Here is a 23,279-nt window from a genome sequence, read left to right as displayed (position 1 = left end):
TGGGAATTATTATGAGGTAACCTCTGTTTGAGAGTGCATCTGATTAAGGAGCCCTATGACAGACGAACCCCGCGCGCCGCTACGGCGCATCGTGAAGCTCTTCCGCCCCTATCGCGGACGCCTGGCCGTCGTGCTCGGCCTCATCGCCCTGTCGTCGCTGGTCGCGCTCGCCTCGCCGTTCCTCCTGCGCGAGCTGCTCGACGTGGCGATCCCCTCCGGCGACACCGGCCTGCTCACGCTCCTGGTGCTCGGCATGATCGCCGTCGCGGTCACCACCAGCGTGTTCGACGTGATGCAGACCTTCATCTCCACCAGCGTCGGCCAGCGAGTCATGCACGACCTGCGCACCGCCGTCTACGCCCACCTCCAGCGCATGTCGCTGGCCTTCTTCACCCGCACCCGCACCGGCGAGGTGCAGTCGCGCCTGGCCAACGACATCGGCGGCATGCAGTCCGTCGTCACCTCGACGGCCACCTCGATCGTCTCCAACCTGACCACCGTGCTGGCCACCATCGTGGCGATGCTGGTGCTCGACTGGCGGCTGACCCTCGTCTCGCTGCTGCTGCTCCCGCTGTTCGTCTGGATCAGCCGCAAGGTCGGCGCCGAACGCAGGAAGATCACCTCGCAGCGGCAGAGGAAGCTCGCCGCGATGTCGTCGATGGTCCAGGAGTCGCTGTCGGTCAGCGGCATCCTGCTCGGCCGGACGATGGGCCAGTCACCCGAGCTCACCCGGCGTTTCGCCGGCGCCTCCCACGAGCTCGCCGACCTCGAGGTGCGCTCCAGCATGGCCGGCCGCTGGCGCCAGTCGACGATCCAGATCATCATGGCCGCGATGCCCGCGGTCATCTACTGGGTCTCCGGCATGACCTTGCTGGTGTCCATCGGCACCGTCGTCGCCTTCACCACGCTGCAGATGAGCCTGTTCCGTCCCACCGTGTCGCTGCTGCGCACGGGCGTGGAGGTGCAGAGCTCCCTGGCGCTGTTCGGCCGCATCTTCGAGTACCTCGACCTGCCCGTCGACATCACGCCCGGCCGCCGCTCCCTGGAGCGCGTGCGCGGCGACGTGCGCCTGTCGAACGTCTCCTTCTCGTACGGCGAGGCGCTCACGCTCGACGACGTCTCCCTGACGATCCCGGCGGGCGGCAGCCTGGCCGTCGTCGGCGAGACCGGCTCGGGCAAGACCACGCTCAGCTACCTGCTGCCCAGGCTCTACGACGTGACCGGGGGCAGCGTCACCATCGACGGCACCGACGTGCGCGAGCTGACCTTCGAGACACTCGCCGAGACCGTCGGCATGGTCTCCCAGGAGACCTACCTCTTCCACGCCTCCATCGCCGACAACCTGCGCTTCGCCAAGCCGTCGGCCACCGACGAGGAGCTCGTCGAGGCGGCGCGCGCCGCGCGCATCCACGACCACATCGCCGGGCTGCCCGAGGGTTACGACACCGTGGTCGGCGAGCGCGGCTACCGCTTCTCCGGAGGCGAGAAGCAGCGGCTGGCCATCGCGCGCACGCTGCTGCGCAACCCGCCGATCCTCGTCCTCGACGAGGCCACCAGCGCCCTCGACACCCAGACGGAGCACGCCGTCCAGGAAGCCCTGGAGATCCTCGCCAGGGGCCGCACCACGATCACCATCGCGCACCGCCTGTCGACGGTCCGCGACGCCGACCAGATCGTCGTGCTCGACCACGGCCGGGTCGCCGAGCTCGGCACCCACGACGAGCTCCTGGCCCTCGGCGGCCACTACGCCTCGCTCGTCGGGCGCGACAGCCTCGAACTGGCCGCCGCGTAGGGTGAGTCCATGACCGACCGCACCGTGATCGACGCCCCTTCCAACCTCGGGCTTCGCCCGCCCGCCCCCGGCACCGTCCCGGGCTGCTACAAGCTCGCGGGCGCGCTACGGGATCAGGGCATCGTGGCGCGGCTGGGCGCGGCCGACGGCGGCTGCGTGACACCGCCCCGCTACGACAGGACCGGGTGGCAGGAGGGCGACGGGGTGTTCAACGCGGCCGCGTTGGCCGCCTACAGCCTGCGGCTGGCCGACCGCGTCGGCGCGCTGCTCGACGACGGCCGCTTCCCCGTCGTGCTGGGCGGCGACTGCAGCATCGACCTGGGCACCGCGCTGGCGCTGGCCAGGCGGGGGCGCCACGGCATGGTCTACGTCGACGGCCACTCCGACTTCCGCCACCCGGGCAACTCCACAGGCGTGGGCGCGGCAGGGGGCGAGGCGGCGGCCCTGGTCACGGGGCGCGGCCAGGACGACCTCACCGACCTGGAGGGGCGCAAGCCGTACATCCTCGACAGCGACCTGGTCGTCGCGGGCATCCGCGACTACGACGACGACCTGGGAGAGCTGGCGGAGCTGAAGATCCCGGCCTGGACCACCACCCGGCTGCGCGAGGCCGGGGAAGGGGCGGCCGGCGCGATCCTCGGCCACCTCGGCGGCGCCCGCGGCTTCTGGGTCCACCTCGACGTCGACGCGCTCGACCCCGAGGTGATGCCGGCCGTCGACAGCCCCGACCCCGGCGGCCTGTCGCACGGCGAGCTGCGCGACCTGCTCGCGCCGCTGCTGGCCGACCCCGGCTGCCTGGGCCTGACCGTCGCCATCTTCGACCCCGACCTCGACGAGGACGGCCGCCACGCGGCCGCGCTGACCGACACCCTGGTGTCCTGCTTCTAGAGGCTCAACCGGCGACCGTGTCCTGCTTCTGGCGTCTCAGCCGGCGACGATCCGGCGCCCGGTGATCTTCTGGGGCCGGATCCGCGCCGCCAGCTCGCGCTCACCGCCCGCCCACGACTCGACGTCGGCGGGCGCCTCGCCGCGCGGCAGGTGGTGCACCGGCCCCTGGACGAGCACGCTCCACCCCGCACGCAGGGTGTCGTCGACCCGGTCGACCTCGAAGGCGATCTTGACGTCCACGCCGGGCAGCCCGGTGCGCAGGTCGTGGTCCATGACGCCGTCCTCGCGGGTGCGGAAGACGATGTCGCCGTCGTGCACGCGGTAGTTGACGGGGAACACCACGGGACCGTCGAAGCCGGCGAACGCGACGCGGCCGACCCCGCCGGGTGAGATGAGCCACAGGCACTCCTCGGGACTGAGCTCCACCAGCCGCGGCTCGGGCCCGCGGTCCTGACGTCGATGAACCGTTCCCTGGGCCAGGTCGCCTCGGTCGGACATGGTCGCCACCTCCTGATGCCCCGACTGTAGGCGCGGGCCGGGCCCGCCCGGCACGGTCGTCGGCCCCGAGATCCAGGGACCAAAGACCCTGCACGCCCGCGCGGGTGGCTGCTGCGCTGGAGGGCATGAGAAGCGATGCCGTGACCAGGTCCGACGCGATCCGCGAGGCGGTGGACGCCGCCCGCTGGGCGCCCTCCGTGCACAACACGCAGCCGTGGTCCTTCGCGGTCGCGGGCGAGGAGATCAGCGTCAGGGCCGACAGCGACCGCCGGCTGCGCGTCAGCGACCCGGCCGGCAGGCAGATGCTGATCAGCGGCGGAGCGTCGTTGTTCACCCTGCGCACGATGGTGCGCTGCAAGGGCTACGAGCCCGAGGTCCTGGTGCTGCCCGACCCCGACAGGCCCGCGCTCCTGGCGATCGTGCGCGTGGGCGGTCGGGTCACTCCCGACGAGTACGTCCTGCGGCTGGGCGGCGAGATCCGCGTCCGCCGTACCCACCGGGCCGGATTCACCACGCTGCCCGTCCCGGGCAGGACGATCGAGGCGCTGGTCCAGCAGGCCGGCGCGGAGGGCGCGCTGCTGACGCCGGTGGAGCATCCGCGGGCGATCGAGGTCCTGTCGGCGCTGACCACGGCCGCGCAGGCCCTGCAATCGGTGGACCGGCGCTTCACCCTGGAGCTGGTCAGGTGGGCCGCCCCACCGGGAAGCCCGCGCGGCGACGGCGTCCCAGCCGGGGGCTACCCCGACACGCCGCCGCGCACGGAACCGGCCTTCGCGCAGCGCGACTACGGCGGCGCCCATGGCTGGGGCGCGCCCACCGACCAGCGCATGTCGACCTCACCCGGCGTGGTGGCGCTGCTGACGACCTCCGGCGACAGCAGGCGCGAGTGGGTCGCCGCCGGCCAGGCCCTGCAACGTGTCCTGCTGCACGCCTCCGGGTACGGCATCAGCGCCGCCTTCCACACCCAGGCGCTCGAACTGCCGCCGATGCGCGAGCTGCTGCGCACGGAGCTGTGCGCCGGCCGCTTCCCCCAGATGATCATGCGGCTCGGGATCACCTTCGACGACGGCGCCGGCACCCGGCGGGCCCTGCCGGAGGTCCTCGAAGTCCGGGACCAAGGTCTCTAACCGTACGCGGGCCCGACCGATGTGATGGAGCCATAAGAAGGAGGACGTCATGACCACCATCCCCCGCCACGTCACGGACACCACGCCCCGGGCGGCCATCGCCAGGCCGGTCGACTACGTGTGGGCCGCCACCCGCATCAGCCTCGGCTGGATCTTCCTGTGGGCCTTCCTCGACAAGACCTTCGGCTGGGGGTTCGCCACCCCCGCCGAGCGCGCCTGGGTCAACGGCGCCAGCCCCACCACCGGCTTCCTCAAGGGCGCCGGCGAGAACGCCCTGGGCGGCTTCTTCTCGGGCCTGGCCGGGCAGGCGTGGGTGGACTGGCTGTTCATGGCCGGTCTGCTCGGCATCGGAGCCGCGCTGATCCTGGGCATCGGCCTGCGGGTGGCCGCCGTCGCCGGCGGGCTGCTGCTGGTGATGATGTGGGCGGCCGGGCTGCCGCTGGACACCAACCCGTTCATGGACGACCACCTCGTCTACGCCCTGGTGCTGATCGGCCTGGCCCTGGCCGGCGCCGGCCGGACGTTCGGCCTGGGCGGGTACGTGCGCCGGCCGTACCTGAAGTAGCTGGAGTCACCACTGGCGCCCATCCCCGGCGGGGATGGGCGTTTCGCCTGCGTGGGTGCCACACTCGCTGATGTGTCGAATCCGCTGATGCCGAACATGCGCCTGGACGAACTGCTGTCGGAGCTGCAGGTGCGGCTGAACGCCGTCCTGGCCACCCGCGACCGGGTGCACGCCCTGCTGGACGCGGTCGTGTCGGTCGGCAGCGACCTGGATCTGGAGACGGTGCTGCGGCGGATCGTGCAGACCGCCACCAGCCTCGTCGACGCCAGCTACGGCGCGCTCGGCGTGGTGGGCGAGGAGCACACGCTGCTGCAGTTCATCCCGGTCGGGCTGAGCGAGGAGGAGATCGCCGCGATCGAGCACTGGCCGCACGGCCTTGGGCTGCTCGGCCTGCTCATCAAGGACGCCAGGCCGCTGCGGCTGGCCCGCATCTCCGACCATCCCGAGTCGTACGGCTTCCCGCCCGGTCACCCGCCGATGGGCAGCTTCCTCGGCGTGCCGGTCCGGGTGCGCGACGAGGTGTTCGGCAACCTCTACCTGACCGAGAAACGCGGCGGCGCCGAGTTCGACGAGGAGGACGAGGCGATCGTCATCGCCCTGGCCACCGCCGCCGGCGTCGCCGTGGAGAACGCCCGCCTGTACGAGGAGACCCGCAGCCGGGAGACCTGGCTGCGGGCGTCGTCGGAGATCACCACCAGCCTGCTGTCCGGCGTCGAGTCGCGGGAGGTGCTGCGGATGATGGCCGCCAGCGCCCGCCGGATGACCGACGCCGACCTGTCCGCCGTGCTGCTGCCGTCGAACGGGGGACTGCGCGTGGAGATCGCCGACGGCGACGTCCCGGCCGACCTGATCGTCCCCATGGAGGGCAGCCTGGCCGGGGTGGCCTTCGCCCGGGGCGAGTCGGTGAGCGACGGCAACCTGCAGAACTCCTCCTACGCCGACTCCCCGCTGAAGCGGCTGGGCTTCGGTCCTGGCATGGTCATCCCGCTCGGCGCGCCGCCTGCCGTACGGGGGGCCCTGATGCTCGCCAAGCGGCCGGGCCGCATCCCGTTCTCCAGCGGAGACCAGAAGATGCTGGAGGCGTTCGCCGGTCAGGCGGCGATCGCGCTGGAGCTGGCCGAGGCACGCAAGGACGCCGAACGCCTGGGCCTGCTGGAGGACCGTGACCGGATCGCCAAGGACCTGCACGACGTCGTCATCCAGCGGCTGTTCGCCATCGCCATGACGCTGATGAGCGCGGTGCGCCTGGTCGAGCGGCCGGAGGCCTCCAGCCGGCTGCAGCACGCCATCGACGAGCTGGACGTGACGATCCGGCAGATCCGTTCGACCATCTTCGCGCTGCAGGGTGTGCGCGAGGCGGACTCGCCGAGCCTGCGCGCCCAGATCGTGGACCTGGTCGAGGGCGCCCGCGGCCACCTGGGCTTCATGCCGGGCCTGCGCATGGAGGGGCAACTGGACCACCAGGTCCCCGAGGCGCACGCCGCGCATCTGCTGGCCGTCCTGCGCGAGGCGTTGTCCAACGTCGTCCGGCACGCCAGGGCCGGTCGCGCCGACGTGCTGGCCGAGGTCGCCGACGGCGAACTGACGCTCGTCGTGGAGGACAACGGCGTGGGGATCGGCGAGTCGCGGCGGCGCAGCGGCCTGCGCAACCTGGACGACCGCGCGGCGCAGCTCGGCGGTGCGGTGGAGCTGGAGACGCCTAGCGGGGGAGGGACGCGGATCCGCTGGCACGTGCCGCTGTGATGCGGCGGCCGGTCACCTGCTCGATGGTGACGGTGATGTAGTGGTCGCGCCCGCCGGGCGCCCACGCGCGCAGGGGCAGCCCGGCCAGCCGCGCCAGCTCCCCGGGCTCCAGGACCGCCCTGGCGTGGCCGACGGCCGTGACCGACCAGCCGGTGCGCTCGTCGGCGTCGAACTCGTCGGCCTCGAAGGCCACCACGGCCTGCCGGGTGGCGGCGGCGAGCTTGGATCCCTGGGCGGTCCGTATGACGATGGCCTGGCCGTCGAGCAGGTAGGTGACCGGCTGGACGGCGGGCAGCGCGCGGTCGGTGAAGACGATCCGGCCGATCCGCACGGTCGAGAGCAGCTCCAGGCATTCGGGCCGCGACAGGACCTGGAGACCGGAGGCGTCGTACTCCATACGCCTTCCCCTTCTAGTCGTGGCGATCGGCCTTGAGCCGGGCCACCATCGCCGCGGCCTGGGTGCGGCGCTGCATGTTCAGCTTGCCCAGCAGGTTGGAGACGTAGTTCTTGACGGTCTTCTCCGCCAGGTACAGCCGCTCGCCGATCTGCCGGTTGGTCAGGCCCTCGCCGATCAGCTCCAGGATGTGCCGCTCCTGCTCCGACAGCGCCTGGAGGGGGTCCTTGCGCGCGGCCTGCTCGCGCAGCCGGTGCAGCATGGCGGCGGTGGTCTGCGGGTCGAGCAGCGACTGCCCCGAGGCGACCGTGCGCACCGCGCCGACCAGGTCGGAGCCGTGGATCTGCTTGAGCACGTAGCCGGATGCCCCGGCCATGACGGCGTCGAACAGGGCGTCGTCGTCGGCGTACGAGGTCAGCATCAGGCAGCTCAGCCCGGGCAGCTTGGAGCGCACCTCGCGGCAGACGTCGACGCCGCTGCCGTCGGGCAGGCGGACGTCGAGGACGGCGACGTCCGGCCGGAGCGCGGGGACGCGGGCGAGCGCCGACGCGGCCGTCCCGGCCTCGCCGACGACCTCGATGTCCTCCTCGGATTCCAGCAGGGCGGCAACGCCCCGCCGGACCACTTCGTGATCGTCGAGCAGGAACACGCGAATCATGCCTGGACGCTATCTCGCGTCAGGATGGGCGGGTAGGGACCAAAGTCCCGTCCGGCGGTGAGTGGTCCCAGCGTCCCGTCAGGAGGGCGGGGTCCGGTTCGCCGCCCGGCAGCGGGGGATGGCCGGCGCGCAGGCCGTCGAGGGCGATGGCGATCGTGCGGCGGCGGGCTTCGCGGGCCGCGTCGACGAGGTCCGTGCGGCCCTGGCGGTCGAGCTGCTCGATCAGGGACGACTTGCCGAGTTGCTCGATCAGCAGCGAGATGTCCATGGTTCCCGCGTCGGCCCTGAGCACTCCGGCCCGGTGCGCCCGCTCCACGAGCTCCCGCATGAGCTCGTCGGACCGGGTGAATCTGGCCGCCATCTCGTCGGTGACGGCGATCGTGCCCGCCAGCGGGCCGAGGGAGCCGCCGCTGAACTCGACGCACGCGCCGACGTAGTGAGCCAGGCCCTCCCAGGGGTCGTCGTGGGCCAGGCCGCGTTCGGCCGCTTGGATCCACTGGTCGAGGGAGAGCGCGCACAGGTGCTGGAAGAGCTCGTCCTTGGAGCGGTAGCGGCGGTAGAGGCTGGCGATGCCGACTCCGGCGCGAGCCGCGATCGCCGCCACCGACGCGTGCGCCCCGTCCACGGCCAGGACCTTCTTCGCGGCCTCCAGGAGGGCCTGGTCGTTGCGTTCCGCCTCGGCGTGCCGGGGGGCTTTGCGGGTCATGCCGCTCACTGTAGCCGCCTTGCGAAGCGATTCACTCCGTTATAGCTTGCCAAACGAAGCGAATCTATCCGTTTGAGGTGAGTCATGCGAGCCGTGGTGATGGAAGAGTTCGGCGGGCCGGAGGTGCTGCGGGTGCGGCAGGTCGGCGATCCGGTCCCGGGGGCCGGCCAGGTGCTGGTCGAGGTGGAGTACGCGAGCATCACGTTCGTCGAGACGCAGGTGCGCTCGGGTGAGGGGCCCTTCGGCAGGCCCGCCCTTCCCCGGACGCCGGGCAACGGCGTGGGCGGCCGCATCGTGGCCGTCGGAGCTGGTGTGGACCCCGCCCTGGTGGGGGCGGTGGTCGTCACCACGACGGGTGGTGAAGGGGGATACGCCGAACGGGCGCTGGCCAGGGCCGAGGACGCCGTCCCGGTGCCCGAGGGGCTGGAGCTGAAGGACGCGGTCGCGCTGCTGGCCGACGGGCGTACGGCCCTGCTGTTGCACCGGCAGGCCGAGGTGAGGCCGTCGGAGCACGTGCTGGTGGAGGCGGCCGGAGGAGGCGTGGGCAGCCTGCTGGTGCAGCTCGCCGCCGCGGCGGGCGCCCGGGTGATCGGATCCGCGCGAGGCGCGGGCAAGGCGGACCTGGTCACCTCGCTCGGCGCGGCCCGCTACGTCGACTACTCCCGGCCCGGCTGGCTGGAGGAGGTGGTGGAGGCGACCGGCGGCGCCGGGCTCGACCTCGTCTTCGACGGCGTCGGCGGCCGGATCGGCGCCGAGGCGGTGGGTGCGCTGCGCGAGGGCGGCAGGGTGAGCGTCTACGGGATGGCCAGCGGCGCGGCGGCCGAGCTGGACGAGGACGAGCTTCGTGCTCGCTCCGTCGCCGTCATCGGTCTCACCGCGCCGCCGAGCCCGGCCGAGACCCGCGCGCTCATCGCCGACGCGCTGGACCTCGCGGCCAAGGGGGAGTTGCGGCCGGTCATCGGCCAGGTGCTGCCGCTGGAGGAGGCGGCCGCGGCGCACCGGGCGATCGAGTCGCGCGCCACGATCGGCAAGACCCTGCTCCGGGTGCGCGGCTGAGCCCGACGGACCGCACCTCCCGGCGATGCCCGGGCCCGCTCGGCGAGCGGACCCGGGCGGCCGGCTACCGCAGGGGCAGGATGCGGGTGCTGGTCTGCTTGACCCGGTTGCCCGCCTGGTCCCAGGCCTCCACCCGGAAGCTGACCGCTCCGGTGGTGGCCCGCAGGTGCGGGTAGCGCACGTCGGCGGTGTACAGGCCGCCCGCGTCGCGCTTGAGCGTGACGGGCCGCCAGGTGGCGCCGTCGTCGGTGCTCGCCCACAGCTTCATCCCGGCGATCTTCGGCATCGGCGCCGTCGACCGCGAGTGGTAGGCCTCGACCTGGAAGGTGTGCCGGTGGCCCGCCCGCACGGCGTTGTCGGGGCCGCCGCCGAAGGCGTAGCTGACGAACACCGCGGGCGTGGGACGGCACTGCTCACCGAATCCCTCGATGAACCACGAGTTGCACGCCACGCCGGGCTGGACGGCGTCGGCGGCGGGCGGGCCGGTGAAGGTCCACTCGACGTCGTGCGCGGCGTTCTTGGCCGTCAGCCGGTACACGCCCGCCGTGCCGGGCACCGTGTAGCGCGGTGCGTTGGGAGCCTGCGGCTCCACGCCCTCCCTCGCGATCTCCTTCCCGTCGACGTACAGGCGCGTCTCGTAGTTCGGGGTGAACGGCTGCGCGGTCGACCAGTAGGCGTCGCTGTCGACGCGGGTCGCGCCGACGCCGGAGACCTCGGAGAAGTCGGCCCACAATTTGTCGCCCTGCACGCAGATCGCGCAGTTGATGCCGAGCGGCTGCTGCTCCAGCACCCCGCCCTTCGGGTCGTGGAGCGACGCCGTGGCGTCCGACACCGTCCCGGCGCCCGGCGTGCCCGGCGCGAACCACACCTGCTGGGTACGGCCGGGCCGGGTGAAGACCTCGGTCACGTAGCGGCTGTTCACGCCCTCGGTGCCCGCGGGATCGGGTGCCATGCCGCGCAGCCGCAGGATCGAGGGGTCGAGCGGCCACACGTACTCCGTGCGAACCTGCGGCGCCACGCCGACGAGGTCGGACTCGGAGGGCGAGATGCCCCAGCGCGCGGCGTCGTCGACCTTGTAGGCGTAGGTCCACTCCCAGAACCCCTTCGCCTGGGGCGCACGGATGTCCAGGTCCACGCGCGCCACGTCCCGCTCACGCACCGTGTAGTGCATGGAGGCCGGGATGCGCCCCTCCTCGTACGGCGTGAGCGCGTAGGTGTAGGGCGAGTACCTGTGGCCCTCCACCCGGACGGTGACCGTGCCGCGCCCGGCCTGCGCCTGCAGCGCCAGGCCCGCCTTGGTCGACAGGTAGGCGACCGGGACGCCGATCGGCTTGGGCTCGCCGGTGAACGGCGGCTGCCACATCGGCAGCGGGACGGGGCAGGCGACGTCGGCCGTGGGGTAGACCAGCAGGGCGGCGGCTCCGGCGTCCCTGACGGGGCCGATGCGGTCAATCTGCACCCCGCACTCCGGGTTGCCGAAGATGTCGACGACGCCCTCGGCCGCCATCAGGACGAGCTTGCCGCGCAGGTCGCGCCCGGCGATCTCCTCGGGGGTGCCCCGTCCGACGTCCGCCACCCGCAGGTCGGCGGTGCCGGCGAATGGCCTCCAATCGGGGTGGCTGTTGACCTTCCCCTGCCAGTGCAGGTTGACGGCCGGGTCCAGGTCGGTCGCGCCGCGGCGGCCGAGCACGCTCATGGCGACCTCGGAGCGGCCGAGCGTCCACTGGGAGGAGAAGCGGAAGGAGCCCTTGGTGACCTTCTCGGTGGGCGTCACCCACAGCTTGCCCCACGAGCCGGTGGGCACGCCGTTGACCAGGAAGCCGGAGAAGGCCTGCCCCTTGGCGTTGGTGCGCTGGTAGAAGGCGTTGTAGCCGTTGTTCAGCGGTTCGGCCGGCTTGGGGGTGCTGAAGCGCACCTGGGTGGCGTCGCGGGCGTCGAAGGTGATCTCGGTGTCGCCGGTGACGGTGAGCTCGGGCTCGAACAGCCAGGCCCGGTTGCGCCTGCTGTCGGCGTCGGTCCACTCCACGATCTGCAGCACGCTGATCGTGCCCTGCGGGACGCGGGTGACCACGACGCCGTGCTCGACGATCATGTGCGGGCCGAGCTGGCCCTTGCGCCCGTCGAGGTCGATGACGTCCTGGGCGAAGGGGGTGATCGGCTTGCCGTCGCGGCCGACCGTGCGGATGGTCAGCTCGACGGTGGGCACGTCGCGCACCGCGCCGACCGGGGTGGTCAGGCGCAGCTCCCCGGCCTCGGCCGTGACGGCTCCGCCGTACATGCCGACGGGCAGCCCCTCGGTGGTGAGCGTGACGGTGGTGGTGGCGGTGCCCTTCGCGGGCACGGTCAGGGTGGCGTCGGCGACGCTGAGCCGCTCCATGGCCGGCTTCAGGGTCAGGGTGACGGGCTGGTCGCCCTGGTTGCTGTAGGTGAGCTCGCGGGTCAGCGGCTTGCCGGAGGTGTCGACCAGGCGGAAGTCGATGCTCGGCGTCGTCGCGACGACCGTCTGGGAGGCGGCGCGGCCCACGTCGAGCAGGCCCGCGCCGCGCTCGTAGACGGTGCCGCCGATGTCCTTGGCGGTCGACATCAGCGCGGCCTTGAGCTGCGGGGCCGTCCACTCCGGGCGGGTCTGGGCGACGATCGCCGCCGCGCCCGCCACGTGCGGCGTGGCCATCGAGGTGCCGGAGGCCTTGGTGTAGAAGTCGTCGACGGGGGCGCCCATCGCGGTGCCCGCCGCGCGGCCCGCGGCGATGTCGACGCCGGGGGCGGTGATGTCGGGCTTGAGAGCGCCGTCGCCGACGCGCGGGCCCTGGCTGGCGAAGGGCGCCTGCTGGTTCGACTTGTCCACCGCGCCCACGGTCAGCGCGGCGTCCGCGGTGCCTGGCGTGGCGACGGTCTCCTGGCCGCCGTCGTTGCCCGCGGCGATGACGAACAGCACGCCGGTGGCGGCGGTCAGGTCGTTGACGGCCTGGCTCATCGGGTCGGTGCCGTCGGTGGCGTTGGCGCCCAGGCTCATGCTGACGACCTTGGCGCCGGAGGCGGCGGCCCACTCCATCGCCTCGATGATCCCCGAGGAGTCGCCGGAGCCGCCGTCGTCGAGCACCTTGCCGACGAGCAGCCGCGCGCCGGGCGCGACGCCCTTGTTCGCGCCGTCGCTGGCGGCGCCGGAGCCGGCGATGGTGGTGGCGACGTGGGTGCCGTGGCCGTGGCCGTCCTTGGCGGTCTCGCCGGGGACGAACGAGCGCGCCTCGACGATCTTGCCGGCCAGGTCGGGGTGGCCCGCGTCGACGCCGGTGTCGAGGACGGCGACGGTCACGCCCGCGCCGTCGTGCCCGGCCTTCCACGCCTGCGGCGCGCCGACCTGCGGGACGCTCTCGGCCAGGTCGGCCTTGACCTTGCGGTCCAGCCAGACCTTGGAGACGCCGCCCTGCAGCCGCGCGGTCCCGCGGGCGTCCGGCTTGCCGTACAGGGCGGCCCAGAACGTGCCCGCCTCGTCCTTGGCGACGTCGAGCGCGGCGCCGCCGATGCTCTCCAGGGTCGCCGTCGGCGCGCTGGCGGGCAGGGCGTCGGCCGAGCTCCTGGCGGAGGCGAAGCCCTCCGGGTACTGCACGATGACCGGCAGCTGACGGGTCTCGGCGTCGGTGTAGCCGTTCTCCGCCAGGTAGCTGACGTTGAAGAGCTCCCGGTCGAGCAGGCCTGACTGGATCGCGGGGAAGGCGTCGTCGGGCAGGACGTAGACGCCGTCGGGGCCGGTGCGGACGAACAGCGAGGCGGTGCGGCCGTCTGCCCTCGGCGCGCCCAGCCGGTCGATCGTGTACTGGCCGGTGCCGGTCGCGGTCAGGGTGACCTTGTCGCCGGTGATGAGCGTGACGGTGTGGGGTCCCTTGCCGACGCCCTTCAGGGTCACCGGCGGGGACGTCTGGGTCTGCGCCTGGGCGGAGGCGGTGGGCTGGGCCGCCAGCGTGGCGGTGACCAGCGCGAGAACCGAGGAGAGCGCGAGCGATCCGCGCCGAAGCCGGTTCACGCCGCACCTCCCCGTGTGGTGCTGCTGCTCATGAGGGGGGTTCGCCTTTCGGGGTCGGGTCAGAGCGGCTCGAAGCCGTCGGGTGGCTCGGCGGGTTCGGCGGCGGGGTCCTCGGACACCTCCTGCGCGCTCTCGGGCTCGTCCGGTGGGAGCTCGGGGTGCGGTGGACCGGGCACGTGACCGGTGCCTGCCGGCGTGTCGTCGGGCATGAGGTAAGGGTCGCGCGTGCCCACGAAACGCAGGTATGGGGCGGGCATGGGGTGAACACCCCAACTTCGGATCAGGCCCCTGGGGTGCCTCCCAGGTGACGCCCCAGCTCGGTGCGCGAGCGCGCGCCCAGCTTGCGCATGGCAGCGCCCAGATGCTTGTCGACCGTCTTGGGCGACAGGAACATCTGCCGGGCGATCTCCTGGTTGGTCAGCCCGTCCGCGGCCAGCCTGGCGACCTGCGCCTGCCGGGCGGACAGGCCCGCCGCCTCTCCGTCCTCGCCCGCCCGGATCCGGCTGGTGGCGCGCAGGCCCCGGCGGCGGGCCAGTTGCGTGGCCCGATCGAGGTCCCAGCGTGCTCCGAGCCGCGTGTAGGTGTCGATGGCCCGCGTCAGCGTGGCTCCCGCCTCCGGGTCGCCGAGTTCGAACAGGCAGGACGCCTGGTGCTCGACCGCCTGGGCCGCGTCGTAGCCGGCCGGCAGCCTCGCATAGGCGTCCGCCGCCTCGCCGTAGCGGCGCGCGGCCGGCGCCCAGCGCCCGGCGTGAGCGTCGAGGTGACCGTGCGCCAGGGCCAGAGCGGGTACGGCGAGCGGCGCGTCCAGGCCGCGCGTGCGGACCTCGTAGCGGCCGACCAGGTCGGCGGCCTCCTGCGTGCGGCCCGCCGACAGCAGCGCCTCGGTCACCGCGGCCACGGCCCGCACGCCGATCGGCCACAGGTCCCTGGCCTCCCACCCGGCGACCACGTCGGCCGTCTCGGCGAGCGCCGCCCCCGCCTCGTCGCGCGCGCGGGCGAGCCGCAGCAGCGTGGTCACCGGAGCCGCCGCCATGTCGAGGTCGCCGCGCACGCGCAGGTCGCGGATCAGCCCGGCGAGCATCTCCCTGGCGGCGTCGAGCCTGCTGGGAGCCGGGGCCAGGCAGGCCGCGATGAGGTCGATGTGCAGGCGTTCGTACGGGCGGTTGTCGCACTGCTCGCGCAGCGCGGCGAGCTCCTCGCGCAGCCCCGCCCACGCGCCGCCGTAGTAGCGGGCCATGGCCAGGCTGGCGCGGAGCGTCAGATCGTCGCGCGCCGAGCCGCTCGCGCCCCTTCCCGCGTCGAGCGCCGCCTCCAGCAGCCGCGCGGCCACCTGGTGGTGCCCGGCGTCGACGGCCGCGCCGCCGATGGAGCGGTAGGCGCCCACCTCCTGACGGCTGGAGGGGCGGCCCCCGGTCTCGGCCAGGATCCGCTCGGTCAGCGCCCACCAGCGGGGATCACCGGAACTGACGAAGATCATCGCGATCTTGCCGAGCACGAACACCCTCGGCCCCGGCTCGCCGTCGGCGGGCACGGTCTCCAGGGCGCGCTCCAGCCAGGGCAGGCGCTCGGCGAAGGGCACGTCCGTCGTGGTCGGCACGCCCAGGCCGACCATCGCCCAAGCGGCCAGCTCCGGCAGCTCGGCCAGGTCGGGCACCGCGTCCGCGAACGCCTGCCGTACGCGCAGGTCGTCGACCCTGATGGTGTCCAGATACAGGGCCCGCAGCATGCGCAGCTCCCCGCGCAGACGGCGCGGCAGCTCGTGACCGAGCGCCTCGTCGAGCAGCTCGCCGATGGCGGGGATGCGCAGCGTGTAGGTGGCCGCCCAGCCGAGGCGGATGGTCAGTTCGGCCCGCCGCACCGGATCGAGGCCGGCGTGCCGCAGCACCTCCTCCAGCAGGCGCGCCGCCTCGGCGTCGTTGCCCAGCCCCGTCGCGTGCTCGGCCGCCGCCACCGCGGCCGCCACCCATTCCTCGGGGCGGCCGGCGTGGCGCAGGTGGTGGGCGACCTGACCGAGCGGGACCGGGCGCAGGCCGCGGGTGGCCGTGGCCGCGGCGGCGTGCAGCGCCTGCCGCCGGCCCAGCGGGACTCCCTCGTAGACGGCTTCGGCGGCCAGCACGTGACGGAAGGCCACCAGGGTGCCCTGCTCGATCAGCAGTCCCGAGTCGAGGGCCTCGTCGAGCGCCTCGGCGCCGCTCACCCCTGCCACCCCGGCGAGCGTGGCGGCGGGGACGGCCAGCCGCAGGACGGCCGCCGCCTCCATGACCGAGCGCGCGGCGGGCGACATCCTGGCCACGCGTTCCTGCACCGGGGCCCGCACGCCTTCCGGCACGTCCAGCTCGTCCAGGGCCCGGCGGGCCCAGCCGCCCTTCCAGCGGATGAGCTTGCCCTGCATCCGTAACATGGCGAGCAGCTCCTGGATCGCCAGCGGCAGCCCGGAGGAGCGGGCGCACAGGTGCTCGGCGAACTCGGGGGAGACCTCCTCGGTCTGCAGGATCGCCGCGGCCAGCGCCCTGGTGCCTGCCACGTCCAGCGGCCTCAGCGCGATGTGCTCGCAGGTGAGGGTGTCGGCCAGGCGCGCGGTCGCCGCGCGCAACGCCGGATCGGCCTGCTCGCCCCGGTAGGTCAGCACCACCGACAACCCGGCCGGCATCGCCCGCACCAGGTAGGCGAGGAACTCGACCGTCTGCTGGTCGGCCCAGTGCAGATCCTCCAGGACCAGCACCGCGGGACCCAGCGCCGACAGCACCTCCACCAGGCCGCGCAGGACCCGGTGCCGCTCCGCCGCCCTGTCCTCCAGCGGGGGCGGGGCCGGCGGCAGGACGGCCTGCAGCTCGGGCAGCAGCGCGCCCAGCGCGCCCGTGACCGGTGACAGTGCCGCCCCGTCCAGCGCGGCGGCCTGCCCGCGCAGCGCCTCCACGACCGGACCCAGCGGGAACGGCTCCCGGACCTGGCCGCAGCCGCCCCTCAGCCATCGCCGCCCGGCGGCCTGCGGCAGCAGGGCCAGCTCGGCCACCAGCCGCGTCTTGCCGATCCCCGCCTCGCCCTCCACCACGACGACGGAGGGCGCCGCGGTCACCGCCTCCGCCAGCCTGACCAGCTCGGCCTCGCGCGCCACCAGCATCGGTGACACGATCCGGCCCGCACGTGCGATCACGACATGACCTTACACAGCGCCAAAAAGCCCGCGAATCGGGCATCCTCCGCGTCAGGGCCACCAGGTGCCCGGCTGCCAGCCGAGCCCGTCCCACGCCGCCCGCTGCTCTGCCAGGGGATCGTCGGCCACGTACGGCCCGGCCGCGTCGAAGATCATGGTGCTCCGCCGCCCGCCGTCGTAGGCGGGCCAGTCCGGCAGCTCCTCCACCCCGGGATTCCCGGTGCGGGCGAACGCGGCCCAGGCCTGGCTCATGCGCTTGCCCATCCCGCCCGCGCCGCTCCAGATCGCCGTCCCGTCCGTGCCGTGCATGGCGGGCAGCGGGCCGCCGGGGAAGCCCCTCACCGGGCCGTCGAAGCGGGAGCGCCAGACCGGCGCGTGGGCGGCCTGCGCGTCGGCCAGGCGGATGGTGGGGATGACGTAGCGCTCGTCGCTCATCACCTCGACGCGCAGCCGTACGGGGTCGAGGTCGGGGCGGGCGGCGGCGTAGGCGGCCAGCACACGCCCGGCGCGGTCGGGGCCGAAGTAGCCGGTCAGCACCCGCTCGGCCTGGTCGGCGGCGTCGGGGGCGAGCAGCTGGTAGAGGGAGCACTCCTCGACGCAGGTCTGCACCAGCAGCGGCACGCCGGCCGCGGACCCGGCCGCGATGGCCGCCAGCGGCTCGCCCGTCAGCGTCACCCCGTCGATCATCGGGCGCCACAACCACGTCGTCTCCAGACCGTCACCGGTGGCGATCTGGGCGGCGAGCAGGTCCTCCGCGGGCGCCTGCCGTACCTGGCCGGCCTTCGCGCCGAGCACGTCGAGGAAACGGCCGGCCACCGCGGCGGCCTGCTCGGGGGTGGCCACGAACGAGCCGCCGCTCGACGAGGCCGCCCGGTGGAACAGGCCTTTGGCCTGCGGCGAGGCCAGCAGGTTGGTCACGGCCTTGGCGCCCGCCGACACTCCGTAGACGGTCACCCGGCCGGGGTCGCCGCCGAAGGCCGCGATGTTGTCGCGGACCCAGCGCAGGGCGGCGATCTGGTCGTGCAGGCCGTGGGCGCCCGTGGGCCGTTCGCCCTCGACGGCCAGGAAGCCGAGGGCGCCGAGCCGGTAGTTGACGGTCACCACCACCAGGCCGTCGCGGCGCACGAAGGCGCCGCCGTCGCCGGCCATGTCGGCGCCGTGGCCGATCTGGTAGCCGCCGCCGTGGAACCACACCAGCACCGGGCGGCGCTCGCCGCCCGCCGGTGCGATGACGTTGAGGAAGAGGCAGTCCTCCGACGCGGGCGGGATCTCGGCGCCGCCCGGGACGGGAAGGGGTACGGCGGGCGGAGGCTGGAGGGCGGGGGCGCCGTAGCGGGTGGCGTCCCTGACCCCCTCCCACGACGGCGGCTCCTGGGGCGGGCGCAGCCGCAGGTCGCCGACGGGCGGCGCGGCGTACGGCAGGCCGCGCCAGGCCAGGACGCCGTCGTCGACCTCGAGGCCGCGCACCCGTCCGGATCGGGTACGCACGTCGAGGGTGATCGTCATACGGGGGCTCCGGTGTTGAGGAAGGAGACCAGCGCCCGGGTGAGCGCGGGTTCGCGGACCGCGCCGAGGTGGTCGCCTGGCACCATCCGCAGGACGGAGCCGGGGATGGCGGCGGCGAGCACCTCGGGCCTGGTGGCCAGGTTGTCACGCTCGCCCGCCAGCACGAGCGTCGGGGCCGTGATCTCGCCGAGCGGGATCGGCCGGTCGTGCGCCGCGGCGACCTGGGCGGCGAGCGCGGTCCTGTCGCCGCCCACGGCCTCGACGAAGGCGCGGAAGGCCGCCGCGGACGGGTCGGCGATCGTGGCGGGATGCTCGGTGGTCAGCGCGTGCCGCAGCGCGTCGCGGCGCACGACGCGGGTGTCCACCCCGCCCAGCTCCACCACCCCGGCGCCGATGCCGCCGATCACCAGGCGGCGGACGCGGGAGTCGGAGACGGCCGTGAGCAGCGAGACGATCGCGCCCATCGAGTAGCCGGCCAGGTCGTAGAGGGGCTCGCCCAGCACGTCGGCCAGCGCGCTCACGTCCCTGGCCATCCGCGACTCGCCGTAGAAGGCCGGGTCGTGGGGCTTGCCCGACGCGCCGTGGCCGCGGGCGTCGATGGCGGCGACCCGGCGTCCGGTCGCGGTGAGGGCGGCCACCACGCCGGGGGCCACCCAGTTGACGTGGCCGTTGGCGATGAACCCGTGGTGGAGCAGGACCAGGGGCTGCCCGGGGTCCCCGTCCCAGACCTCGTAGGCGATCTCGACGCCGTCGTCGGCGGTGAAGGTCGGCATGCCGTGGAACATACCGGCCGGTCGGTCTCTCGCCAAGATGGAAAACGGTTTGTCTGAGTGAGTACTCGCTCATTACAGTCGAAGCATGACGAAAAGGCGACGTATCCCGGCCATGGCGCCAGAGGAGCGCCGTGCCGCCCTCATCGCCGCCACCATCCCCCTGCTGCGCGAGCACGGCGCCGCGGTCAGCACCCGCCAGATCGCCGAGGCCGCGGGCGTGGCCGAGGGCACGATCTTCGGGGTCTTCCCCGACAAGGCGTCGCTCCTGCGCGCCGCGGTCGTGAGCGCCTTCGACCCCCAACCGGCCGTCGACGCGCTGGAGGCCATCCGCGCGGAGCCCGCTGAGCTGCGCACCCGGCTGCGCGAGGCCGTCACGCTCCTGCGGGCGAGGATGAGCGCCAACGCCAACCTCATGGCCGCGCCCCGGGACCTGATGGCCGACGACGCCGACTTCCGCGAGCGCATGATGGACGGCAGACGCCGCCTCGTGGGCGGGATCGCCGCCCTGATAGAGGCCGACCGCCACCGGCTGCGCCGCTCCCCGGAGGCCGCCGCGCAACTGCTGCTCATGCTGGTCTCGGTCACCGTGCACCGCGGCTTCGGCCACGGCGGCGACTTCGACGACATGGACGACGAGGAGATCGTCTCCACCCTGCTCGACGGGCTGCTCGTGGCGCCCGTCGTCACCGATCCGACAGAAAGCCCCACTTGATGCTGATGCGCCTGCTGCGGGCCCAGCTCAGGCCGTACGGGAAAGAGATCACGCTCGTCGTCCTCTTCCAGTTCGTGCAGACGCTGGCCACGCTCTACCTTCCCACTCTCAACGCCGACATCATCGACGACGGCGTCGTCAAGGGCGACACCGCCACGATCATGCGCATCGGCCTGGTGATGCTCGGCGTGACGCTCGTCCAGATCGTCTGCTCGACCGTGGCCGTCTACTACGGCGCCAGGACCTCGATGGCCCTGGGCCGCGACCTGCGCGCCGCGATCTTCCACCGGGTGCAGGACTTCTCCGTGCAGGAGGTCAACAGGTTCGGCGCGCCGTCCCTGATCACCCGCACCACCAACGACGTGCAGCAGGTCCAGCTCCTGGTGCTCATGACGTTCACGATGGTGGTCACCGCCCCGATCATGGGCGTCGGCGGCATCGTGCTGGCGCTGCGCCAGGACGTGGCGCTGTCGTCGCTGCTGCTCGTCGCGCTGCCGGTGATGATCGCCCTGGTGAGCGTGATCGTGGTGAGGATGCGCCCGCTGTTCCGCACCATGCAGGTGCGCATCGACCGGATCAACCAGGTCCTGCGCGAGCAGATCACCGGCATCCGGGTCATCAGGGCCTTCGTCCGCGACCGCCACGAGCAGGAACGCTTCGCCGTGGCCAACGACGAGCTGACCGACGTGTCGCTGCGCGTCGGCCGGCTGATGGCGATCATGTTCCCCTCGGTGATGCTCGTGGTCAACCTGTCGAGCGTCGCCGTGGTCTGGTTCGGCGCCGACCGCATCGCCGGCGGCGACATGCAGGTGGGCGCGCTGACCGCCGTCATCTCCTACCTGATGCAGATCCTCATGTCGGTGATGATGGCGATGTTCATGTTCATGATGATCCCGCGGGCCGAGGTGTGCGCCGAGCGCATCGAGGAGGTGCTCGGCACCAAGCCCAGCGTCCACCGGCCCGAGCGGCCGGTCGCGCCGCTGCACAGCCGCGGCGAGCTGGAGCTGCGCGACGTCGACTTCCGCTACCCGGGCGCCGAGGAGCCGGTGTTGTGCGGCGTCGGCTTCACCGCGCGGCCCGGCCGCACGACCGCGATCATCGGCAGCACCGGCAGCGGCAAGACCACGCTGCTCAACCTCGTGCCGCGCCTGTTCGACGCCACCGCCGGCCAGGTGCTCGTCGACGGCGTCGACGTGCGCGAGCTCGACCCGGCCGCGCTCTCGCGCGCCGTCGGCCTCGTCCCGCAGGCGCCCTACCTGTTCTCCGGCACGGTGGCCTCCAACCTCAGGTACGGCAAGCCCGACGCCACCGACGAGGAGCTGTGGCGCGCGCTGGAGGTGGCCCAGGCCCGCGAGTTCGTCGAGGCGATGCCCGGCGGCCTCGACGAGCCGATCGCCCAGGGCGGCACGAACGTCTCCGGCGGCCAGCGCCAGCGCCTGGCCATCGCCCGCACCCTCGTGCACCGGCCCGAGATCTACCTCTTCGACGACTCCTTCTCCGCCCTCGACTACGCCACCGACGCGCGGCTGCGCGCGGCGCTGGCCGAGGAGATCAGCGACGCCACGATGGTGATCGTGGCCCAGCGGGTGAGCACCATCCGCGACGCCGACCTCATCGTCGTCCTCGACGAGGGCCGCGTCGTCGGCACCGGCACCCACGCCGAGCTGATGACCACCTGCCCCACCTACCGGGAGATCGTGCTGTCCCAGCTCACCGAACAGGAGGCGGCATGACCACGCAGACACCCGCCCGCCGCCCCCAGCCCGGCTTCGGGCCGGCCAGGATGATGGGCGGCCCCGCCGAGAAGGCGCTCGACTTCGGCGGAACGCTGCGCCGCCTGATGCGGCTGCTGCGGCCGGAGCGCGGGCTGCTGGTCGTCGTCCTGGCGCTCGGCATCGTCAGCGTCGCGCTGACCGTGACCGGGCCCAAGCTGCTCGGCCACGCCACCGACCTCATCTTCTCCGGCATCATCGGCGCGCAACTGCCCGCGGGCCTCACCAAGGCCCAGGCCGTGGCCGACCTGCGCGCCTCCGGGCAGGGCACCTTCGCCGACATGGTCGCCTCCATGAACGTGGTGCCCGGCCAGGGCATCGACTTCGCCTCGCTGGCCCACGTGCTCGCCTGGGTGCTGGTGATCTACCTGGTGGCGGCGGCCTTCGGGATCCTGCAGTTCCGGCTGACCACCGTCGTGGTCCAGCGCGCCGCGGCCCGGCTGCGCGAACGGATCGAGGCCAAGCTGTCGCGGCTGCCGCTCAGCTACTTCGACGGCCAGCCGCGCGGCGAGATCCTCAGCCGCGCCACCAACGACACCGACAACATCGCCCAGTCGCTGCAGCAGACCATGAGCCAGCTCATCTCCTCGCTGCTGACCGTCGTGGCGGTGCTGGTGATGATGTTCGTGATCTCGCCGCTGCTGGCGCTCATCGCGCTGGTCACCGTACCGGTGTCGGTCTACATCACCGCGGTGATCGGCAAGCGGTCGCAGCCCGAGTTCATCAAGCAGTGGTCCTCGACCGGCAAGCTCAACGGCCACATCGAGGAGATGTACGGCGGGCACACGCTGGTCAAGGTGTTCGGCAGGCAGGAGGAGGCCGCGGCCACCTTCGCCGAGCACAACCGGGCGCTGTACACCTCCAGCTTCCGCGCCCAGTTCATCTCCGGGATCATCCAGCCGGCGATGATGTTCATCGGCAACCTCAACTACGTGCTGGTCGCCGTCGTCGGCGGGCTCAAGGTCGCCTCGGGCTCGATCTCGCTCGGCGACGTGCAGGCCTTCATCCAGTACTCCCGGCAGTTCAGCCAGCCGCTGACCCAGGTGGCAGGCATGGCCAACCTCGTGCAGTCGGGCGTGGCCTCGGCCGAGCGTGTCTTCGAGCTCCTGGAGGCGCCAGAGCAGTCGCCCGAGCCCGCCGAGCCCGCCCGGCCCGCGCAGGTCAGGGGCAGGGTCGCGTTCGAGAACGTGTCGTTCCGCTACGCCGAGGACCGGCCGCTCATCGAGAACCTGTCGCTCACCGTCGAGCCCGGCCAGACCGTGGCCATCGTGGGACCGACGGGGGCGGGCAAGACCACGCTGGTCAACCTCATCATGCGCTTCTACGAGGTGACCGGCGGCCGGATCACGCTGGACGGCGTCGACATCGCCGAGATGTCCAGGGAGGAGCTGCGCGCCACCACGGGCATGGTGCTGCAGGACACCTGGCTGTTCGGCGGCACGATCGCGGAGAACATCGGGTACGGCGCGCAGGACGCCACCCGCGAGCGCATCGAGCAGGCGGCGCGGGCCGCCCACGTCGACCGCATCGCGCTCACCCTGCCCGACGGCTACGACACCGTCATCGACGAGGAGGGCGCGACGGTCAGCACGGGCGAGAAGCAGCTCATCACGATCGCGCGCGCGTTCCTGTCGCAGCCGGCGATCCTCATCCTGGACGAGGCCACCAGCTCGGTCGACACCCGCACCGAGGTGCTCATCCAGCGGGCGATGAGCTCGCTGCGCGAGGGGCGCACCAGCTTCGTGATCGCCCACCGGCTGTCGACGATCCGCGACGCCGGCCTGATCCTCGTCATGGAGGACGGGCGGATCGTGGAACAGGGCACGCACGAGTCGCTGCTGGCCGCGCAGGGCGCCTACGCCCGGCTCTACTCCGCGCAGTTCGCCCAGGCCGTGGCCGACGTGGACTGAGCCC

18 protein-coding genes are annotated in these 23,279 nt (G+C 73.0%); 9 read left to right on the top strand and 9 right to left on the bottom strand.

From position 1 onward, the window contains the following. Nucleotides 1-55: 55 nt before the first annotated feature. Nucleotides 56-1,792 carry an ABC transporter ATP-binding protein gene (locus ACIBH1_RS36900; RefSeq protein ID WP_397318671.1) on the top strand — a complete coding sequence of 579 codons (1,737 nt, stop codon included), beginning with the start codon at nt 56-58 and terminating at the stop codon, nt 1,790-1,792. A gap of 9 nt (nt 1,793-1,801) precedes the next feature. Next, nucleotides 1,802-2,680 (top strand): arginase family protein, encoded by an 879-nt coding sequence (locus tag ACIBH1_RS36895; protein WP_397318670.1) that lies wholly within the window; start codon nt 1,802-1,804, stop codon nt 2,678-2,680. Nucleotides 2,681-2,716: 36 nt separating this feature from the next. On the opposite strand, the gene ACIBH1_RS36890 is transcribed toward ACIBH1_RS36895, so the two are convergent. Next, the gene (locus tag ACIBH1_RS36890) at nt 2,717-3,178 is read right to left on the bottom strand and encodes a pyridoxamine 5'-phosphate oxidase family protein (protein ID WP_397318669.1); all 462 of its coding nucleotides are present in this window, start codon (nt 3,176-3,178) and stop codon (nt 2,717-2,719) included. 125 nt (nt 3,179-3,303) lie between these two features. Between ACIBH1_RS36890 and ACIBH1_RS36885 the strand changes: the two genes are divergently transcribed. The 3 genes from ACIBH1_RS36885 (at nt 3,304) to ACIBH1_RS36875 (ending at nt 6,613) form a co-directional block, all read left to right on the top strand. Beyond that, complete coding sequence (locus ACIBH1_RS36885) at nt 3,304-4,305, top strand: Acg family FMN-binding oxidoreductase (protein ID WP_397318668.1); 1,002 nt, start codon at nt 3,304-3,306, stop codon at nt 4,303-4,305. A 49-nt stretch (nt 4,306-4,354) separates the two neighbouring features. Continuing rightward, nucleotides 4,355-4,870 carry a hypothetical protein gene (locus ACIBH1_RS36880; protein ID WP_397318667.1) on the top strand — a complete coding sequence of 172 codons (516 nt, stop codon included), beginning with the start codon at nt 4,355-4,357 and terminating at the stop codon, nt 4,868-4,870. An 87-nt stretch (nt 4,871-4,957) separates the two neighbouring features. After that, a complete protein-coding gene (locus tag ACIBH1_RS36875) occupies nt 4,958-6,613 on the top strand; it encodes a GAF domain-containing sensor histidine kinase (protein WP_397318841.1) in 1,656 nt (551 codons plus the stop codon). On the opposite strand, the gene ACIBH1_RS36870 is transcribed toward ACIBH1_RS36875, so the two are convergent. Genes ACIBH1_RS36870 through ACIBH1_RS36860 form a run of 3 tightly spaced genes read right to left on the bottom strand, consistent with a single transcriptional unit; the run spans nt 6,570 to nt 8,371 of the window. After that, entirely contained in the window at nt 6,570-7,010 is a 441-nt protein-coding gene (locus ACIBH1_RS36870; RefSeq protein WP_397318665.1) for a pyridoxamine 5'-phosphate oxidase family protein, read from the bottom strand. The two genes, ACIBH1_RS36875 and ACIBH1_RS36870, sit on opposite strands and share 44 nt — an antisense overlap. Nucleotides 7,011-7,023: 13 nt before the next feature. Continuing rightward, nucleotides 7,024-7,665, bottom strand: coding sequence for a response regulator (locus tag ACIBH1_RS36865; protein WP_397318664.1), 642 nt, complete (start codon nt 7,663-7,665; stop codon nt 7,024-7,026). Between the two features lie 19 nt (nt 7,666-7,684). Beyond that, the gene (locus tag ACIBH1_RS36860) at nt 7,685-8,371 is read right to left on the bottom strand and encodes a TetR/AcrR family transcriptional regulator (protein WP_397318663.1); all 687 of its coding nucleotides are present in this window, start codon (nt 8,369-8,371) and stop codon (nt 7,685-7,687) included. Nucleotides 8,372-8,455: 84 nt separating this feature from the next. On the opposite strand from ACIBH1_RS36860, the gene ACIBH1_RS36855 reads away from it, so the two are divergent. Then, on the top strand, nt 8,456-9,427 hold the full coding sequence (locus ACIBH1_RS36855; RefSeq protein WP_397318662.1) for a zinc-binding dehydrogenase: 972 nt from the start codon (nt 8,456-8,458) through the stop codon (nt 9,425-9,427). Nucleotides 9,428-9,491: 64 nt separating this feature from the next. On the opposite strand, the gene ACIBH1_RS36850 is transcribed toward ACIBH1_RS36855, so the two are convergent. The 5 genes from ACIBH1_RS36850 to ACIBH1_RS36830 are packed head-to-tail and all read right to left on the bottom strand — an operon-like array spanning nt 9,492 to nt 18,881. Next, the gene (locus ACIBH1_RS36850) at nt 9,492-13,448 is read right to left on the bottom strand and encodes a S8 family serine peptidase (protein ID WP_397318661.1); all 3,957 of its coding nucleotides are present in this window, start codon (nt 13,446-13,448) and stop codon (nt 9,492-9,494) included. 59 nt (nt 13,449-13,507) lie between these two features. Beyond that, the gene (locus ACIBH1_RS36845) at nt 13,508-13,705 is read right to left on the bottom strand and encodes a hypothetical protein (RefSeq protein WP_397318660.1); all 198 of its coding nucleotides are present in this window, start codon (nt 13,703-13,705) and stop codon (nt 13,508-13,510) included. A gap of 23 nt (nt 13,706-13,728) precedes the next feature. Beyond that, nucleotides 13,729-16,602 carry an AAA family ATPase gene (locus ACIBH1_RS36840; protein WP_397318659.1) on the bottom strand — a complete coding sequence of 958 codons (2,874 nt, stop codon included), beginning with the start codon at nt 16,600-16,602 and terminating at the stop codon, nt 13,729-13,731. A gap of 51 nt (nt 16,603-16,653) precedes the next feature. Next, nucleotides 16,654-18,108, bottom strand: a complete 1,455-nt coding sequence (locus tag ACIBH1_RS36835) for a carboxylesterase/lipase family protein (protein ID WP_397318658.1) — start codon at nt 18,106-18,108, stop codon at nt 16,654-16,656. Then, entirely contained in the window at nt 18,105-18,881 is a 777-nt protein-coding gene (locus tag ACIBH1_RS36830) for an alpha/beta fold hydrolase (protein WP_397318657.1), read from the bottom strand. Before ACIBH1_RS36830 ends, ACIBH1_RS36835 begins: the two co-directional genes overlap by 4 nt. Before the next feature lie 85 nt (nt 18,882-18,966). On the opposite strand from ACIBH1_RS36830, the gene ACIBH1_RS36825 reads away from it, so the two are divergent. Genes ACIBH1_RS36825 through ACIBH1_RS36815 form a run of 3 tightly spaced genes read left to right on the top strand, consistent with a single transcriptional unit; the run spans nt 18,967 to nt 23,275 of the window. Beyond that, nucleotides 18,967-19,593, top strand: a complete 627-nt coding sequence (locus ACIBH1_RS36825; RefSeq protein ID WP_397318656.1) for a TetR/AcrR family transcriptional regulator — start codon at nt 18,967-18,969, stop codon at nt 19,591-19,593. After that, nucleotides 19,593-21,326, top strand: a complete 1,734-nt coding sequence (locus ACIBH1_RS36820; protein ID WP_397318840.1) for an ABC transporter ATP-binding protein — start codon at nt 19,593-19,595, stop codon at nt 21,324-21,326. Before ACIBH1_RS36825 ends, ACIBH1_RS36820 begins: the two co-directional genes overlap by 1 nt. Beyond that, nucleotides 21,323-23,275, top strand: coding sequence for an ABC transporter ATP-binding protein (locus tag ACIBH1_RS36815; protein ID WP_397318655.1), 1,953 nt, complete (start codon nt 21,323-21,325; stop codon nt 23,273-23,275). Before ACIBH1_RS36820 ends, ACIBH1_RS36815 begins: the two co-directional genes overlap by 4 nt. Nucleotides 23,276-23,279: the final 4 nt, after the last annotated feature.

Source organism: Nonomuraea sp. NPDC050663 (assembly GCF_044456985.1).
GTDB lineage: Bacteria > Actinomycetota > Actinomycetes > Streptosporangiales > Streptosporangiaceae > Nonomuraea.
The sequence above is the reverse complement of the archived record's forward strand: the minus strand, read 5'-3'. Positions and strand labels throughout refer to the sequence as shown.

What these genes read in the sequence shown, in the direction of transcription:
- ACIBH1_RS36900 (WP_397318671.1), top strand. Translation starts at nt 56, where the DNA reads ATGACAGACGAACCCCGCGCGCCGCTACGGCGCATCGTGAAGCTCTTC.
- ACIBH1_RS36895 (WP_397318670.1), top strand. Translation starts at nt 1,802, where the DNA reads ATGACCGACCGCACCGTGATCGACGCCCCTTCCAACCTCGGGCTTCGC.
- ACIBH1_RS36890 (WP_397318669.1), bottom strand. Translation starts at nt 3,178, where the DNA reads ATGTCCGACCGAGGCGACCTGGCCCAGGGAACGGTTCATCGACGTCAG.
- ACIBH1_RS36885 (WP_397318668.1), top strand. Translation starts at nt 3,304, where the DNA reads ATGAGAAGCGATGCCGTGACCAGGTCCGACGCGATCCGCGAGGCGGTG.
- ACIBH1_RS36880 (WP_397318667.1), top strand. Translation starts at nt 4,355, where the DNA reads ATGACCACCATCCCCCGCCACGTCACGGACACCACGCCCCGGGCGGCC.
- ACIBH1_RS36875 (WP_397318841.1), top strand. Translation starts at nt 4,958, where the DNA reads ATGCCGAACATGCGCCTGGACGAACTGCTGTCGGAGCTGCAGGTGCGG.
- ACIBH1_RS36870 (WP_397318665.1), bottom strand. Translation starts at nt 7,010, where the DNA reads ATGGAGTACGACGCCTCCGGTCTCCAGGTCCTGTCGCGGCCCGAATGC.
- ACIBH1_RS36865 (WP_397318664.1), bottom strand. Translation starts at nt 7,665, where the DNA reads ATGATTCGCGTGTTCCTGCTCGACGATCACGAAGTGGTCCGGCGGGGC.
- ACIBH1_RS36860 (WP_397318663.1), bottom strand. Translation starts at nt 8,371, where the DNA reads ATGACCCGCAAAGCCCCCCGGCACGCCGAGGCGGAACGCAACGACCAG.
- ACIBH1_RS36855 (WP_397318662.1), top strand. Translation starts at nt 8,456, where the DNA reads ATGCGAGCCGTGGTGATGGAAGAGTTCGGCGGGCCGGAGGTGCTGCGG.
- ACIBH1_RS36845 (WP_397318660.1), bottom strand. Translation starts at nt 13,705, where the DNA reads ATGCCCGCCCCATACCTGCGTTTCGTGGGCACGCGCGACCCTTACCTC.
- ACIBH1_RS36835 (WP_397318658.1), bottom strand. Translation starts at nt 18,108, where the DNA reads ATGACGATCACCCTCGACGTGCGTACCCGATCCGGACGGGTGCGCGGC.
- ACIBH1_RS36830 (WP_397318657.1), bottom strand. Translation starts at nt 18,881, where the DNA reads ATGCCGACCTTCACCGCCGACGACGGCGTCGAGATCGCCTACGAGGTC.
- ACIBH1_RS36825 (WP_397318656.1), top strand. Translation starts at nt 18,967, where the DNA reads ATGACGAAAAGGCGACGTATCCCGGCCATGGCGCCAGAGGAGCGCCGT.
- ACIBH1_RS36820 (WP_397318840.1), top strand. Translation starts at nt 19,593, where the DNA reads ATGCTGATGCGCCTGCTGCGGGCCCAGCTCAGGCCGTACGGGAAAGAG.
- ACIBH1_RS36815 (WP_397318655.1), top strand. Translation starts at nt 21,323, where the DNA reads ATGACCACGCAGACACCCGCCCGCCGCCCCCAGCCCGGCTTCGGGCCG.